We start from the raw sequence: 15,541 nt of genomic DNA, 5'->3' as shown, positions 1-15,541 counted from the left end.
CCCGGGGTCGCGAGCCGACCAGCACGCTCAGGGCGTTCTCGGTCTCGCGCACCGCGCGCTCCAAGGCGGCCACCGACGCCTGGGCGTCGGCGGCCTCGATCTCGGCCTGGTTGACGTCCAGCTCGGGCACCGTGCCCTTGCCGTACCGCTCGCGGATGATGCCCAGCGAGTCCTCGCGCGACGCCAGGGTGCGCACGGCGATGCCATGCCGGTTCTCCAGGTCCAGCAGCTGGAAATAGCTGATGGCCACCGAGGCGATCAGCGAGATGGTGACGTTGCGCGCCGCGGCTTCGGTGCTCAGCAGGTCCGCCCGCGCCGCCTCGGTCGCCCGACGCAGCTTGCCCCACAGGTCAACCTCGAACGAGGCCACGCCGCCGAGGCTGAAGCTGTTGTCGGTCACGCCGCCGCCCAGCACGTCCTCGCTGGTCGAGGTCCGGCCCGCACCTGCCTGGATGTCGAAGAAGGGAAACTGATTGGCGCGCACCACGCTCAGGATCGCCGCCGCCTCTTCGATGCGCGCCAGCGCGACGCCGAGGTCGCGGTTGTTGGCCAGCGCCTCCTCGATCAGCGCGTCGAGGGCGGGATCGGCGAACAGCCCCCACCAGGGCAGGTTGGCGAAGGTGTCGTCGATCGGCGCCGGCTCGCGGTAGCTGGAGGGCATGTCCAGGGCGGGACGCTGGTGGTCCGGCCCGACCATGCAGCCGCCCAGCAGCAGACCGCCCGCCAACAGGACGATGTGCACGGGGCGCGCCGCAACGCCGCTCATGGCTCGGCTTCCTCGCCGATCGGGCCGGCGGCCGGGTGCTTGCGGCGGGTGAGGTAGCGCTCGACGACCACGAACAGACCGGGCACCAGCACGACGCCCACCAGGGTGGCGGTGAGCATGCCGGCGAAGGCGGTCATGCCCATGATCTTGCGCGCCTCGGCGCCGGCGCCACTGGCCAGGATCAGCGGTATCACCCCCAGAATGAAGGCGAACGAGGTCATCAGGATCGGCCGGAAGCGCAGCCGCGCGGCGGCCAGCGCCGCCTCCACCGGCTCCTTGCCGCGCTCGATTTCCGTGCGGGCGAATTCGACGATGAGGATGGCGTTCTTCGCCGCCAGGCCGATGAGCATCACCAGGCCGATCTGCGCGAACACGTTGTTCTCGTAGCTGGCGCTGAAAAAGCGCGCGACCCACAGGCCGAACATCGCCCCGCAGATGGCGATCGGCGTGCCGAACAGCACGCCCAGGGGCAGCGACCAGCTTTCGTACTGCGCGGCGAGGATCAGAAAGACGAACACCAGCGCCATGACGAACACCAGGCTGCCGGAGCCCTCGGCCGCCTTTTCCTGATACGACATGGCGTTCCAGGCATAGGACATGTCGCTGGGCAGCACTGCGGCGGCCACCTCCTCCAGGGCTTGCAGCGCCTGCGCCGAGGTGTAGCCCGGCGCCGGCCGGCCGGTGATCTCGGCCGCGCGGAACATGTTGAAGCGGTAGGTGAATTCCGGGCCGCTGGTGGCCTCGCTGGTCAGCAGGGTGTTCATCGGCACCATTTCGCCGCCGCTGTTGCGCACGTAGAACAGCGATGCGTCGGCAAGGTCGCGCCGGTAGCCGGTCTCGGCCTGCACGTACACCTTGTACAGGCGACCGAAGCGGTTGAAGTCGTTGACATAGGCTCCGCCGAGAAACGCGCCCAGGGTCTGGTTGACGTCGCCCGGCGCGACGCCCAGCTTCATGGTCTTCTGGGTGTCCACGTCGAGGAAGATCTGCGGCACCGTGGCCCGGTAGGTGGTGTACAGCCCGCTCAGCTCCGGACGCGCGCTGGCTGCCTCGATAAAGGCCTGAGCCTGCTCGGCCAGGTAGTCGGGGGCGTTGCCACTGCGATCCTGCAGCATCATCGAGAAGCCCGAACCGGTGCCCAGGCCCGGAATGGCGGGCGGACCGAAGGCGATGGCAATGCCCTCGTTGATGGACGCCAACCGGCCGTTGAGCCGTTGCGCAACCCGGGTGGCCTGATCCTCGGCGGCCGGGCGCTCGGCCCAGTCCTTGAGCTGGATGAAAACGAAGGCGTTGTTGGTGGACGAGGCGCCGGAGAGGAAGCTGTAACCGGTCACCGTGGTGTACGACTCGATGGCCGGCTCGGCCGCCAGGATGGCCTCGACCTTGGCGGCCGCGGCGTGGGTGCGTTCCAGCGAGGCGGCGTCGGGCAGCTGCAGGTTGGCCATCAGGTAGGCCTGATCCTCTTCCGGCACGAAGCCGCCGGGCACCGCGCGAAACAGCAGGAGCAGCGCCACCACCAGCGCGCCGAGCACCAGCAGCGCGCGCAGCGGGCGATGGGTGAAGCGGGCGGTCAGGTCGATGTAACGGTCCGTCACCCTGTCCAGCGCGCGGTTGAAGCGGGCGAAGAACCTCCCCAGCCAGCCCTTGCGGGCGCCATGCTCATGGGGCTTGAGCAGGGTGCTGGACAGCGCCGGACTCAGCGACAGCGCGACCACCGCCGAAATGCACACCGAGATGGCAATGGTGATCGCGAACTGCTGGTAGAGCCGCCCGGTGATGCCGGACATGGCGGCGACCGGCACGAACACCGCGGTGAGCGACAGCGCGGTGGCGATCACCGGGCCGCTGACCTCCTTCATGGTCTCGATGGTCGCCTGGCGCCGCTCCATGCCCCGCTCCATCTTCTCCGAGACCCCCTCCACCACCACGATGGCGTCATCCACCACGATGCCGATGGCCAGCACCAGGCCGAGCAGCGAGAAGGTGTTGATGGAGAAACCCAACAGCGGAAACACCGCGAAGGTGCCGATCAGCGCCACCGGCACCGCCAGCGTGGGGATCAGCGTGGCGCGGAAGCTCTGCAGGAACACGAACACCACGAGGGTGACGATGACGGTGGCCTCGAACAGGGTGCGGACAATTTCCTCGATGCCGGCGGACACCGGCTTGGTGGTGTCCAGCGAGATCACGTACTCGATGTCCTGGGGGAAGCGCGCCTGCATCCGCTGCATGGCGGCGCGGATCTGCTCGGCCACCTGCAGGCCGTTGGCCTCCGGCAACTGGTAGACCGCCATCACGGCCGCCGGCTTGCCATTGAAGGCGCCGATCTGGTTATAGGTTTCCGCGCCCAGCTCGATGCGCGCCACGTCGCGCAGCAGCACCTGGGAGCCATCCGGGTTGGAGCGCACGACCACCTCGCCGAACTGCTCCGGGGTCTCCAGCCGTCCCCGGGTCTGCACGGCGTAGGCGAACTCGGTGCCCGGCGCCGCCGGCGGGCCGCCCAGCTTGCCGGCCGGGGTGAGCACGTTCTGCTGCTGCACGGCGTTGACGATGTCCGGCACCGTCAGCGCCAGCCGGCTGAGCTGGTCCGGCTTGATCCAGATGCGCATGGCATAGTCGGAGCCGCCAAAGATGGTGACCTGGCCGACGCCCTGGATGCGCGAGACCTCGTCGAGCACGTTGATCGACATGTAGTTGGTCAGGAAGTCGGCATCGTAGCTGCCATTGGGCGAACGCAGGGTCACCAGCATCAGCGGGAAGGCCAGCGCCTTCTTGATCTTCACCCCGCGTCGTTTGACTTCCTCGGGCAGCTGCGCGGAGCCTTCCGACACGCGGTTCTGCACCAGAACGTTGGAGATGTCCTGGTCCGAGCCCACCTCGAAGGCCACCGACAGGGTCATCTGCCCGTTACCCGCGTTGGTGGACTTCATGTACAGCATGTTTTCCACGCCGTTGACCTTCTGCTCCAGGGGCGTGGCCACCGACTGCTCGACGTTCACGGCGTTGGCGCCGTCGTAGGTGGCTTCGACCTTGATTTCCGGCGGCGTGATGTCCGGGTACTGGGCAATGGGCAGGCGCCCCATGGCCACCAGGCCGATGATCAGGATGAGGATCGAGATCACCATCGCGAACACCGGGCGGCGGACGAAGAACTCACCCATTCCGGCCACCCTCCGCCACCGGCGGCAGATCCCCACTCTCGGCCGGGCGTGGGCGCACGGTCATGCCGGGGCGCAGCCGCAACAAGCCCTCCACCGCAACCCGCTCGCCCGCCTGCAGGCCGGACTCGATCACCCAGTCGCTGCCCAGCCGCGGCCCTACCCGCACCTGACGCACCTCCACGGTATCGTCCGCCTTGATGACGAACACCCGGTGCACCGACTGCAGCTCGCTGATCGCCCGCTGCGGCAACAGGATGGCGCCCTTGATCGCGTCGGCATCGAAGCGGATGCGCGCAAACATCCCCGGGCGCAGCAGGTTCTGGGGATTGGGAAACTCGGCTTCGATGGTCAGCGAGCCGGTGGTGGGATCGATGTTGCGATCGACCTTGGTGGGCGTCCCCAGATGGTCGTACAGACTGCCGTCGGCGAGGATCAGCTGGAGGGTGCGCGGGGGCATCTCCTGGGCGCTGCCCCGCTCGGTGGCCGCCGCCAGCCGCCGCACCGCTTCCAGGTAGCCGCGCTCGGTGATCGAGACGCGCACGCCTATCGGATCGGTGCGCGAGATCACGTTCAGCAATCCGCCATTGTTGCTCTGGCTGACATAGTCGCCGACCTCGGCCTGGGACAGGCCGATCAGCCCCCGCTCGGGCGCATGGATCTGCGTGTAGCCCAATTCCAGCTGCGCCAGTTGCACCTGCGCCTTGGCCGCCGCCTCCTGATTCTGCGCGGCCTCGTAGTTGGCCACGGCGGCATCCAGGTCGATCTTGCTGACGGCGTTCATCGCGGCCAGCGGGCGGATGCGCTCCAGGTCAGACCGGGTCTTGACCATGGCGGTACGGGTCTGGGCCAGCAGCGCCTGCGCCTGCGCGACCTTGGCCTGCAGGGGTTGCGGGTCGATGGTGTACAGCAGGGCGCCCTTCTCGACGAAGGTGCCTTCCTTGAAATGGATACCCTCGAGGAAACCGTCGACCCGGGCGCGGATGGTCACGTCGACGGAACCGATGGTCTCGCCCACCACGTCGAGGGGAATGCGCACGTCCCGGGGGGCGACGGTCACGAAGGGAATTTCCGGCACGACCACGGCCGGGGGCTGCGCCTTATCGCACCCCCCCAGTCCCACCAGGAGGGCGAGCGCCAGGCCGGGACAGGAGAGTCGATTGCGGTACGTTGGCACGGGATGCCCCCTTCAATGCTTCAGCGCGATTCCAGCGTCATCGCTCACACTGCTGGCTTGCGCGCCAGTGAGAGGTGCATTGTTCCCTGCAAACCCGGTGCTCCCTGCTTGTCAGCCGCGGCCTCGGAGCGGTGCTGCGCTCCGGCGGTGCCAACGCCTTTCAAGGTAGTGCATGGCAACCCGCATGATGGCCCATCCCGGCAGCCGCTCATCGGCACCCGGTCTTCGCGCTAGGGCAACGCATAGATGGGAAACAGCAGCTCCGCACCCTCGCGGAGTTCGCCCAGGTACTTGCGGTGCGCCCGTTCGATTTCGCCCGAGCGGTACAGTTCGCTGATCACGGTATCCACCAGTAAGCGGAAGTCTTCGTCGCCGCGCTCAAGCGGAAAGGACACCGGCGTGAAGCCGAACAGGGTATCCAGCACTTGCATCTGGTCGGCAGCGGCGCTCTTGCGCAGATCCGTCTGCAGCAACATGCGCTCGCCGAAGAAGGCATCGGCCTTGCGTTCGGCCACCAGCTCGATGCCCTGTGCGTGGCTGTCGACCGTCACCAGGGTGGCGATCACCCCGAGCTTGCGCATTCGGTCGCGCGCCCATTCCTCGGAGATCCCGCCCTCGATCGTGGCGTAGGTGTGATTGGCCAGCCCCTGGTTGATGGTGGCGCGCCAGGTCGGACCGGTATGCACCGGCTCGCCGCTAAGCGCCCTGATCAATTGGGGTTGGGCATCCGTGCGTACCACCACGGCCAGGCCAGCGGTGTACACCGGTCGCGAAAAGCTCACCTCTTTGCGGCTCGCCAGGGTTTCCGGGGTCGGCGTGCAGAAGATGTCGATCGCCCCCGACTGGATGGCGCCGATGACCTCGCCACGGCTGACGGCCTTATAGCGCACCTGCATATTGCTCAGGCCCAGCTCCGCCTTCACCCGGTCGGCGATCTTCAGGCACAGCTCGATGCCGTAGCCGCTGACCGTTCCCCCCGTCTCGCTGCTGAATGGCGCAAGGTCTGGCAGGTAGCCCAGCGTGAAGGTGTTGTTCATGCGTACGCGCTCGAGCGTATTGGCGCCCGCCAGCACCGGCAGCAGTGCGAGCAGGCCGACCAGCAACAGACTGGCAATGGTGTGTCGCTTCATGTTCATCTCCTGTCCCCACATGCGAATGTCGTGGCCATCGGAAAGCGCCTGCCTAGCCTGCGGCCACGGCGACGGGCCGTTCGGTGACGAAGCGCTTGGCGACGAAGCCGTAGAGCAGATAGCCGACCGCCAGCACGAGGGTGGCGCCGAACACCGCATCCTTGCCGGAGGCGTAGATCGCGTAGAACGAATAGGCCATCGCAATCAGCAGCACCATCACATTGCGACTGAACACCGACGGGCCCACGTCAGCCTTGTACATCATCACCAGCAGGCTGGTGAGTGCGGTCACGTAGGGAATCAGGTTGGTCACCGCCGCCAGGCTGACCAGCTTGCCGAACTGCTCGCTGGCGTTGGGCGAGATGGTCGACAGGGCCAGCAGGGTCTGGAGGATGCCGCACACGACCATGCCGATGATCGGCGCGTTGGCCGCCGTCACCTTGGAAAACAGCTTGGGGAACATCCCCTGGTCGGCGGTCATCTTGGCCGTCTGCGCCAGGGTGAACTGCCAGCCCAGCAGCGAGCCGATACAGGCCATCACGGCCAGCGCCATGATGACGTTGCCCACCAGCGGGTTGAACATCTGCGCATACACGTAGGCGAACGGCGCCGAGGAATTGGCCAGCTCGGCGTTCGGCACGATGCCCTGGATCACCGTGGTCGACAGCACGTACACCACCGCCGCGCCCAGGGTGCCGAACAGGCAGGCCAGCGGCACGTTGCGCTTGGGATCTTCCACCGCGTCGGAGCTCTGCGCGGCCGACTCCATGCCGAGGAACGCCCACAGGGTCAGCGGAATGCTCTGCGTGATGGCATCGCTGACGGCGATGTTGTTCGGGTTCCAGGCGGCGGCGAACACCTCCGGCTTGAACCAGAACCAGCCGATCAGGCTGAGGCCGGCCACCGGAATGATCACGCCCCAGACGGTGACCGTGCCGATCTTGCCGGTGATGTTCGGCCCGCCGAAGTTGGCCACCGTGGTGATCCACAGCAGGCCAACCGTGCCGATGAACAGGGGAATGGCGCCGCTGCTCAGCCAGGGCACGAACGACGACAGGTAACCGACCGCGGAGATGCCGATCGCCACGTTGCCGATGGCCAGCGACAGGAAATAGAGGAAGGAGCACAGGAAGAACGCCGACTTGCCGTGCGCCTCCTCGCTGTAGGCGGACATGCCACCCGAGCGGTTGCAGAGCAGGCCGCACTGGGCGAAGCAGTAGGCGATGGCCATCGAGCCAATCGCCGTGACGATCCACGACAGCAGCGAGACGGCCCCCAGCTGCGCCATGTTCGAGGGCAGCATGATGATGCCCGAGCCCATCATGTTGACCGCCACCAGGGTGGTGAGGCCCACCAGGCCCATCTTCTTGCTTGACTCAGCCATTGCAGAACTCCTCGCACTCTCCGCGGCGGCGGCCCGTGTCCGGGCCTGCGCGCCCGGGCGGAAGCCGGGCGTTACTGTTTGACGACGTAGACCCTGTAAGTCAGCTCTCCCTGAGCGCCGTGCTCCACCTCGACGCCATGGTTGTCATGCCCGAAGCCCGGGAAATGGCTGTCGAACAGCTCCATGGCCAGCAGGTAGTCGATGATGGCGCGCTTGTCGGCGCCGGCCTTTTCGCCCGGCATCATCAGCGGAATGCCCGGCGGATACGGCACGATCTGCACCGCCACGGTACGGTCGAGCATGTCCCGCACGGCGATCTGCTCGATCTCTCCCCTGACCAGGCGGGCGTAGGTGTCGCGTGGCGAGGACACCGGGTCGGGCAGCAGGCTGAACGCCGCATCCATGTTGTGCAGCAGGCGTGAATCCAGCATGTCCTGGTGCATCGCCCCGGCCAGATCACGCAGGCCCATGCCCGCATAGCGCTCGGGATAGCTGGCCAGCAGGTCGGGCATCACCTGTTCCAGCGGCGCGTTGGCGTCGTAATGGCGCTTGAACTCCATCAGGCCGGCCACCAGCGAACCCCATTTGCCGCGCGTCACGCCGACGCTGAACAGCACCAGGATGGAGTACGGCTCGGTCTTCTCCACCACGATGCCGCGACTGGACAGGAAGGAGGACACCAGCGGCGCCGGGATGCCGCTGTCCTGCATGTCGCCCTCCAGGCTCTGCCCGGGCGTCAGCACGGTGACCTTGATCGGGTCGAGCATGCAGTAGTCCGCGCCGAGGTCGCCGAAGCCATGCCACCGGGCGCCGGGCTTGAGCACCCAGGCGTCGCCGTGGCGCAGGGCCTGCGGGTCGACGTCGGCAAACGGCACGCCGTCCACCTCGTCGGGCTGCCAGACCCCGAACCACCAGTCCTGCCCGTCGCGTTCGCGCATCTCGCGGTCCAGCCGCACCATCGCCTGGCGGAAGGCGATGGCCTCGCCGATGGACTCGTCGGTGAGGTATTCGCCGGCGTCGTCCATCATCTTCGCCGACACATCGGTGGAGGCGATGATGCTGTACTGCGGCGAGGTGGAGGTGTGCATCATGAAGGCTTCGTTGAACAGCGCCGGCGTGACCGGCACCTTGCCCGAGCGGATGTGGATCATCGACGCCTGCGACAGCGCGGCGAGCAGCTTGTGGGTGGAGTGGGTGACGGTCACCGTGGCGTCGTCGGCATGCCGTTCGCCGCGGTGCATGCCGTAGCGCCCCTCATACAGGGCGTTGAAGCGCGCGTAGGCGTACCAGGCCTCGTCGTAGTGGATGCGATCGACCGTCCTGCTCAGCTCGCGGGTGGTGGTCTGCACGTTGTAGCAGAGGCCGTCGTAGGTCGAGTTGGTCAGCACCGCCAGCACCGGGCGTGCCTGCTTGTCGCGCGCCAGCGGGCTTTCGGCCAGTTTCTGCGCCACCGCCTCGGGGCTCAGCTCGCTTTGCGGCACCGGGCCGATCAGGCCGCGCGCATTGCGCCGCGGGCGCAGGTACAGCGGCACGGCGCCGGACATGTTCAGCGCGTAGTTCAGCGACTTGTGGCAATTGCGGTCGACCAGCACGGCATCGCCGTCGGTCACCGAGGCGTGCAGGATGATCTGGTTGCTGGCCGAGCTGCCGCCCACCGAGAAGAAGGTGTAGTCGGCGCCAAACACCCTGGCGGCATAGCGCTCCGCCTCGGCCATCGGCCCCGAGTGATCGTTCAGCGAACCCAGCTCGCCCACCGACACGCTGAGGTCCGAGCGCAGCATCTGCTCGCCGTAGAAATCGAGGAAGCTGCGCCCCACCGCGGTCTTCATGAAGGCGGTGCCGCCGGTATGGCCCGGGGTGTGCCAGGAGTATTCGCAGGTATCGGCGAAGTTGACCAGGGCGCCGAAGAACGGCGGCAGGATGCTGTCCAGGTAGCGCCGGGCCGCCGCGGCGATGCGCCCGGCGATGAACGCGGGACTGTCTTCCGGCAGCCAGATGAAACCGTCCATCTGCTCGACGAATGCCAACGGCACGCGGTGGTGGTGGGCCTGGGTCATGCCCAGCAGCAGGGGCAGCTGGGCGGTGCGCCGGCGAATCAGGCGCACCACCTGCTGCGCCTTGTGCAAATCCTGCTCGCACAGGCCCCAGCCCAGGATCACGCAGCAATAGGCGGGATTGGACAGGAGGGCGATCTGCGCATCGTCCAGGGAACCGGCCAGCTCCACTGCCAGATCATGCTCCTCCAGCGCGCGCATGACGCCCTCGGCGCTGTGCAGGATCACATCCTCCTCATGGCCGCGTGCGCTGGCCACGATCAGCACCGGATAGCGCCGGGCCAGGGCGGGGGGCAACGGCGTTTGCGAGCGACTCATGGCGGAGGCCTCCACGGGAGGGCAAGGTTCGGGTTACTTGAGACACCAGAAGTGGTAATCGCCGTCCCTGTGCACCGCTCCCGACACCTCCTTCTCGAAGCCCGGGAAGCGGTTGCCCCAGTCCTGCAGGGCCTGGATGTAGCGCAGCCACGGGCCGTCCAGCGCGCCCATGTTCTCGCCGGGCATGACGATGGGGATGCCCGGCGGATAGGGCATCACGCCGACGCCGGTGACCCGGTTGGCCGCCTGGTTCAGCGGCAGCAGTTCGGCGTCGCCGGCCTGCAGGGCCTGAAAGGCGGCGCGCGGCGTCATTTCGATGCGCGGCAACTGGCCGAAGGCCTGCGCCTGCAGTGCATCCATGCGGCTGGAGCGCATGTACTCGAACATCTCCCGGCTCAGATCGCGCAGCCCCATGCCGCCGTAACGCGCAGCGTGCTGTGCCACCAGATCGGGCAGCACGCGCTCCAGGGGCTGGTTCTCGTCGTGATGGCGCTTGAAGGCCAGCATCACGTTGATCAGCGTGGCCCACTTGCCCTTGGTCACCCCGATGCTGAACAGGCACAGCACCATGAAGTCGGTGATGCGCGACGGCACGATGTTCTGCCGGTACAGGAACGCACCGAGAATCGGCGCGGGTACGCCGTCAGCCTGCAACTCGCCGTCATTGCCCATGCCCGGCACCAGGATGCCGACCTTGATGGGGTCGAGCAGGCACCAGTCCGGCGCCAGGCCGGCGAAGCCATGCCACTCGGCGCCCGGCTCCAGCGTCCAGCAGGAAGGCTCGCTGGCCAGCCACTCGCTGTCGGCATCGGCGAAGTCGACCAGCGTGCCGCTGCGGTCCCGCACCTGCGGGGCGTTCCAGGGCTGGAAGAACCAGTCGCCGCGGCTGGCGAACTCGCGATGGACGCGCGCCAGGGCCTGGCGGAAATCCACCGCCTCGCGAATCACATCCTGCGTCAGCGTGTAGCCGCCTCGGCCATCCATCATGGCCGCGCCGATTTCATTGGAGGCGAACATCGCATAGAGCGGCGAGGTGCTGGCCTGGATCACGAAGGATTCGTTGAAGCGGCTGTGCTCGATCGGGTTGCGACCGTTGCGGACGTGGATGAACGAGGACTGCGACAGCGCCGCCAGCAGCTTGTGGGTGGAGTGGGTGGCGAACACCGTCGGCGCGTTGGCGGCATGCTCGAGCGGATCGCCGCGCATGGCGAAGCGCCCGCGGTACAGCGGATTGAACCGCGCATAGCCGTACCAGGCCTCGTCGAAGTGGATGCGGTCGCTGCTCTGCCCCAGCAGCGCCTCGGCGCGTTCGGCGTCCAGGCACATGCCGTCGTAGGTGCAGTTGGTCAGCACCGCGTAGACCGGCTTGTCGCCCCGCATCTGGCCGCGCAGGGGATGATGGTCGATGGCGTCGGCGATCCGCTGTGGATCGAACTGCTCCGGCAACAGCGGGCCGATGATGCCGAACCGGTTGCGGGTCGGCGTCATGTACACCGGCACGCCGCCGCACAGCACCAGGCCCTGCTCGATGGACTTGTGGCAGTTGCGGTCGCACAGGGCTATCTGGTTCTCGCCCACGCAGGCCATGAAGATCGCCCGGTTCGAGCCCGAGGTGCCGTTGAGCACCGCATAGCTGGCATGGGCGCCGAAGATGCGCGCCGCAAAGGCCTCGGAGGCGCCGACCGGGCCGCTGTGGTCGAGCACCGAGCCGAGGTTGCCACGCTCGATGCCACTGTCGGCGCGGAACAGGTTTTCGCCGAAGAAATCGAAGAACACCCGGCCGACCGGCGACTTGGTGAAGGCGATCCCGCCCTGGTGACCGGGCGCCGCCCAGGAGTGTTCGTCCTTGAGGGTGTAGCGGATCAGGGCATCGGTGAACGGCGGCAGCAGACGCTCCAGATAGCGCTCGATCGCAGCGAGCACCCGCCCGGCCACGAAGGGGGCGGTGTCTTCCAGCATCCAGAGGAATTCGTCGGCCAGCCCCATGGCCTCCACCGTGATGCTGCGCTTGGCGTCGCGGTCGGCCATCAGGAATACCGGCACCCGTTCGTGACGCTGGCGAATGGCATGCAGGAGTTCCAGCGCCTGGGCATGGCTGCGCTGATCGTTGCGGCCCAGCGTCCAGTCCACGCAGATGCAGTGCAGGGCGGCGTCGGACACCACCGCGGCCATGCCGTCCTCGTAGGAGGCGGCGCCGACCACGTCGGTGTTGCGGGAGTTGAATTCGCTGATCAGGTCCTGCAGTACCCGACCGCGGGCCCTGCTCGGGTGGCCCAGGTCGTCATCGACCAGCAGGACCCGCTTGCGCTGCTGGAAACTGGTGCGCCCAATCATGTGACGATCTCCCAGGAAAGGGGGAGCACCACTACGGCGACATCCTTGGCGACGATGCCCGCGCCGGGAATAACCCTACCATCAGTGCGGTATCAGGAAGCTGTGTGAGTTCCGACACGGGGATTCGCGCCGAAGTGCCCGACACGCCCGGGTTTCCGATAGCCGGCGATGCATACACTCAGCCAGGGCCCGCCAGCGCACTCTGCCGTGGAGCGCTGTCTATCGATGGGTTGACCATCTCGCCGCGGCGCCGCGCGCGGCAAGGAGTTCTCCATGCCGCCCTTCGCCTATTCCGACCAGGCTCGCGACCTGCTCGATGTGCTGATCCGCGCCGGTCTGATCGTGGTGCTGGTGTTGTTCTGCTTTCAGATCTTTCGCCCCTTTCTCAACCTCATGCTCTGGTCGCTGATCCTGGCGGTGACCCTGTATCCGCTGCATCGCTGGCTGCGCGAACGCCTGGGCGGCCATGACGGCGGGTCCGCCACGCTGCTGGTGCTGGTCGCCGTGGTGGTGTTGCTGGTGCCCCTCATCCTGCTGGGCACTTCCCTGGCGGAATCCGTGGAGAAGTCCCTGGACCTCATTCGCTCCAGCGATTTCCGCGTCCGCCCCCCCGCAGCGTCGGTGGCCAACTGGCCGCTGATCGGCCAGCCGCTGTACGACGCCTGGCTGCAGGCGTCCATCGACTTCAGCGGGGCCATGCAGCGCTTCGCGCCACAGATCAAGGCCGCCCTCCTGGTCGCCTTCGGCTCGCTCGCCGGCCTCGGGATCGGCCTGCTGATCTTCATCGTCGCGCTGATCATCGCCGGCATCTTCATGGCGTATGGCGAGCTGGGTAACCGCAGCGCGATAGACATCGCCTCGCGCATTTCCGGGCCGGAGAAAGGTCCGCAGATCGCCCGGCTATGCACCTCGACCATTCGTGCCGTGGCGATGGGCGTGGTGGGCATCGCCTTCATCCAGATGCTGCTGATCGGCGTCGCCCTGGTGATCAAGGGCGTCCCCGGCGCCGGCCTGCTGGCCCTGGCGGTCCTGCTGCTGGGCATCATGCAGTTGCCCGCCACGCTGATCACCGTCCCGGTCATCGTCTATGTGTTCAGCACGGAGGGCTTTGGCACCGTGCCGCTGGTGTTCGCCGTCTACCTGTTCATCGCCGGCCTGGCCGACAACGTGCTCAAGCCGCTGCTCCTCGGCCGGGGCGTCAACGTGCCCATGCCGGTGGTGCTGATCGGCGCCCTGGGCGGGATGGTCACCAACGGAGTGATCGGCCTGTTCATCGGGCCGGTGGTGCTGGCCGTGGGTTACCAGTTGTTCTGGCAATGGGTCAGGGATCAACCGGCGCCCGGCGGGCCCGGACACTGAAGCGCCGCCGCGATGGCGCGCTATCCGTCGCTGCTGCTCGGCGCCCTTGCCCTGGGCGGCTGCATACGGGTGGGGCCGGACTTCCAGCCGCCGGGCGAAGCCTGGCTCGATCACTGGAACAGCCCGGCCATCGACATGGCCAGCCAGCAGCGGCCGGAACCGGATGTGTCCGCCTGGTGGCAGGTGTTCGGCGATCCGCTGCTCGACCGCCTGATCGCCGAAGCCGATATCCACAACGGCAGCCTGCGCATCGCCGGCCTGCGGGTCATGGAGGCGCGCGCGCAACTGGGCATCGCCAGCCGGGGACGTTATCCACAGGCTCTGCAGGCCAGCGCTGACAGCCTGTATGTGGATCAACGCCAGTCCGGGGGACGCAACCCGCAGGACAGCCAGTTCTGGCAGCACAGCCTGGGGGTGGACATCGGCTGGGAACTGGATTTCTGGGGCCGCTTCAGCCGCGCCATCGAGTCGGCCGACGCCAGCTACTTCGCCGCCCAGGCCAATTTCGAGGACGTGCGCGTGCTGTTGCGGGCGCAGGTTGTGGACACCTATTACCTGATGCGCACCACCGAGGCCCGCCTGCGCGTGGCTACGGAAAATGCCGCGCTGCAGAGGCGCAGCTTCGAAATCACCGAAAAGCTGTTTGCCAGCGGGCAGAGTGACGAACTCGACCTGCAGCAGGCCAAGACGCAGTACCTGGCCACGCTGAGCAGCATCCCCGAGCTGGAGGATCAGGCTCTGAGCACGCGCAATGCCCTGGCCGTGCTGGTGGGTCGGCCGCCTGGCCCGCTGGCGGAACTGGCCGAGCGCGCGGGGCTGATTCCGCTGGTCGATCAGGCGGTGCTGGACGACGTGCCGGCCAATCTGCTGCGCCGCCGGCCGGACATCCGCGCGGCGGAACTGAATGTCGCCGCCCAGTCGGCGCTGATCGGAGTGGCCCAGGCGGATCTCTACCCCTCGCTGAGCCTGCTGGGCAGCATCGTCTGGTCGACCAGCTCGCTGAGCGGCGCGCCCGATACACTGGAGCGGGTCGGCGGCCCGAGCCTGCGCTGGAACCTGGATTTTGCCCGCACCCGCCACAACGTGCGCGTGCAGGACGCCCGCCTGCAGCAACTGATCGAATCCTACCGCGAGCGCGTCCGCCAGGCCGCGCGCGAGGCCGACGACGCCGCCCGCGGCCTGAGCAAGGCCCTGCAGCGCGAGCGCATTCTCGGCGAGGCGGCGCAATCGGCCGAACGCTCGCTGAGCCTGGCCAACGCCCAGTACCGCGAAGGCCTGGCCGATTTCCAGCGCGTGCTGGACGCCCAGCGGGCCCTGCTGGTACAGCAGGACACCTACCTGCTGACCCGCTACAGCGCGGTCAGCAACCTGATTGCCCTCTACAAGGCCCTCGGTGGCGGCTGGTCCGGCACACAACCCTGGATCGACGCGGCCACCCGCGAGCAGATGCAACAACGCACCGACTGGGGCGATCTACTGGACGAGCCCGGCACAGGAGCGCCCCGATGAACGATCAGCCCACCGCGCCGGCGGCGGAACCGGAAAGCACGCCCAGCGCGCCGGTGGACAGGGGCATTCGCCGGGTGCTCTGGCTGATCGTCATCAGCCTGGTCTGGTACCTGCTGGCCGACCGCTTCACGCCCTATACCCAGCAGGCCCGCGTGCAGGCCTTCGTCGTGCCGGTGGCCGCGGAGGTGGCCGGGCGGGTGGTGCGCGTGCCGGTGCGCAACAACCAGATGGTCGAGGCCGGCGACCTGCTCTTCGAGATCGATGCGGAGCAGTACCGGATTGCCGTGGCGCGGGCCCGCGCCGATCTGGAGTCGACCCGCCGGCAGATCGCCGCCAGCACCGCCGGCATCGA

At 67.5% G+C, this 15,541-nt stretch carries 10 protein-coding genes; 3 read left to right on the top strand and 7 right to left on the bottom strand.

The annotated features are described in order from the left end of the window. The 7 genes from AS93_RS0105145 to AS93_RS0105115 all read right to left on the bottom strand — a co-directional run. Positions 1-766, bottom strand: a 766-nt coding sequence (locus tag AS93_RS0105145) for a TolC family protein (RefSeq protein ID WP_037008564.1), incomplete at its 3' end; no start/stop codon positions are given. Continuing rightward, positions 763-3,927 carry a multidrug efflux RND transporter permease subunit gene (locus AS93_RS18750; RefSeq protein WP_051587340.1) on the bottom strand — a complete coding sequence of 1,055 codons (3,165 nt, stop codon included), beginning with the start codon at positions 3,925-3,927 and terminating at the stop codon, positions 763-765. The genes AS93_RS0105145 and AS93_RS18750, both read right to left, overlap by 4 nt. Then, positions 3,920-4,984 (bottom strand): efflux RND transporter periplasmic adaptor subunit, encoded by a 1,065-nt coding sequence (locus AS93_RS18745; protein ID WP_162172915.1) that lies wholly within the window; start codon positions 4,982-4,984, stop codon positions 3,920-3,922. The genes AS93_RS18750 and AS93_RS18745 overlap by 8 nt, the downstream gene beginning before the upstream one ends. A 347-nt stretch (positions 4,985-5,331) precedes the next feature. After that, the gene (locus AS93_RS0105130; protein WP_027589604.1) at positions 5,332-6,237 is read right to left on the bottom strand and encodes an amino acid ABC transporter substrate-binding protein; all 906 of its coding nucleotides are present in this window, start codon (positions 6,235-6,237) and stop codon (positions 5,332-5,334) included. Positions 6,238-6,283: 46 nt separating this feature from the next. Then, on the bottom strand, positions 6,284-7,615 hold the full coding sequence (gene potE, locus AS93_RS0105125; RefSeq protein ID WP_027589603.1) for a putrescine-ornithine antiporter: 1,332 nt from the start codon (positions 7,613-7,615) through the stop codon (positions 6,284-6,286). 71 nt (positions 7,616-7,686) lie between these two features. Beyond that, entirely contained in the window at positions 7,687-9,987 is a 2,301-nt protein-coding gene (locus AS93_RS0105120; protein ID WP_027589602.1) for an Orn/Lys/Arg decarboxylase N-terminal domain-containing protein, read from the bottom strand. Positions 9,988-10,020: 33 nt separating this feature from the next. Continuing rightward, on the bottom strand, positions 10,021-12,321 hold the full coding sequence (locus AS93_RS0105115) for an Orn/Lys/Arg decarboxylase N-terminal domain-containing protein (RefSeq protein WP_027589601.1): 2,301 nt from the start codon (positions 12,319-12,321) through the stop codon (positions 10,021-10,023). A gap of 273 nt (positions 12,322-12,594) precedes the next feature. Between AS93_RS0105115 and AS93_RS0105110 the strand changes: the two genes are divergently transcribed. The 3 genes from AS93_RS0105110 to AS93_RS18740 all read left to right on the top strand — a co-directional run. After that, positions 12,595-13,680, top strand: a complete 1,086-nt coding sequence (locus tag AS93_RS0105110) for an AI-2E family transporter (RefSeq protein WP_027589600.1) — start codon at positions 12,595-12,597, stop codon at positions 13,678-13,680. A gap of 12 nt (positions 13,681-13,692) precedes the next feature. Further along, entirely contained in the window at positions 13,693-15,189 is a 1,497-nt protein-coding gene (locus AS93_RS0105105; RefSeq protein WP_027589599.1) for an efflux transporter outer membrane subunit, read from the top strand. After that, positions 15,186-15,541 (top strand): biotin/lipoyl-binding protein (locus AS93_RS18740; protein WP_037008562.1); only part of this gene is annotated, 356 nt, incomplete at its 3' end. The genes AS93_RS0105105 and AS93_RS18740, both read left to right, overlap by 4 nt.

The organism is Pseudomonas sp. RL (assembly GCF_000647775.1).
Taxonomy (GTDB): Bacteria; Pseudomonadota; Gammaproteobacteria; order Pseudomonadales; family Pseudomonadaceae; genus Serpens; species Serpens flexibilis.
The sequence above is the reverse complement of the archived record's forward strand: the minus strand, read 5'-3'. Positions and strand labels throughout refer to the sequence as shown.

Excerpts from the sequence above, each read along its gene's own strand:
- potE (WP_027589603.1), bottom strand. The coding sequence starts at position 7,615 with ATGGCTGAGTCAAGCAAGAAGATGGGCCTGGTGGGCCTCACCACCCTG.
- AS93_RS0105115 (WP_027589601.1), bottom strand. The coding sequence starts at position 12,321 with ATGATTGGGCGCACCAGTTTCCAGCAGCGCAAGCGGGTCCTGCTGGTC.
- AS93_RS0105130 (WP_027589604.1), bottom strand. The coding sequence starts at position 6,237 with ATGAACATGAAGCGACACACCATTGCCAGTCTGTTGCTGGTCGGCCTG.
- AS93_RS0105110 (WP_027589600.1), top strand. The coding sequence starts at position 12,595 with ATGCCGCCCTTCGCCTATTCCGACCAGGCTCGCGACCTGCTCGATGTG.
- AS93_RS0105120 (WP_027589602.1), bottom strand. The coding sequence starts at position 9,987 with ATGAGTCGCTCGCAAACGCCGTTGCCCCCCGCCCTGGCCCGGCGCTAT.
- AS93_RS18750 (WP_051587340.1), bottom strand. The coding sequence starts at position 3,927 with ATGGGTGAGTTCTTCGTCCGCCGCCCGGTGTTCGCGATGGTGATCTCG.
- AS93_RS0105105 (WP_027589599.1), top strand. The coding sequence starts at position 13,693 with ATGGCGCGCTATCCGTCGCTGCTGCTCGGCGCCCTTGCCCTGGGCGGC.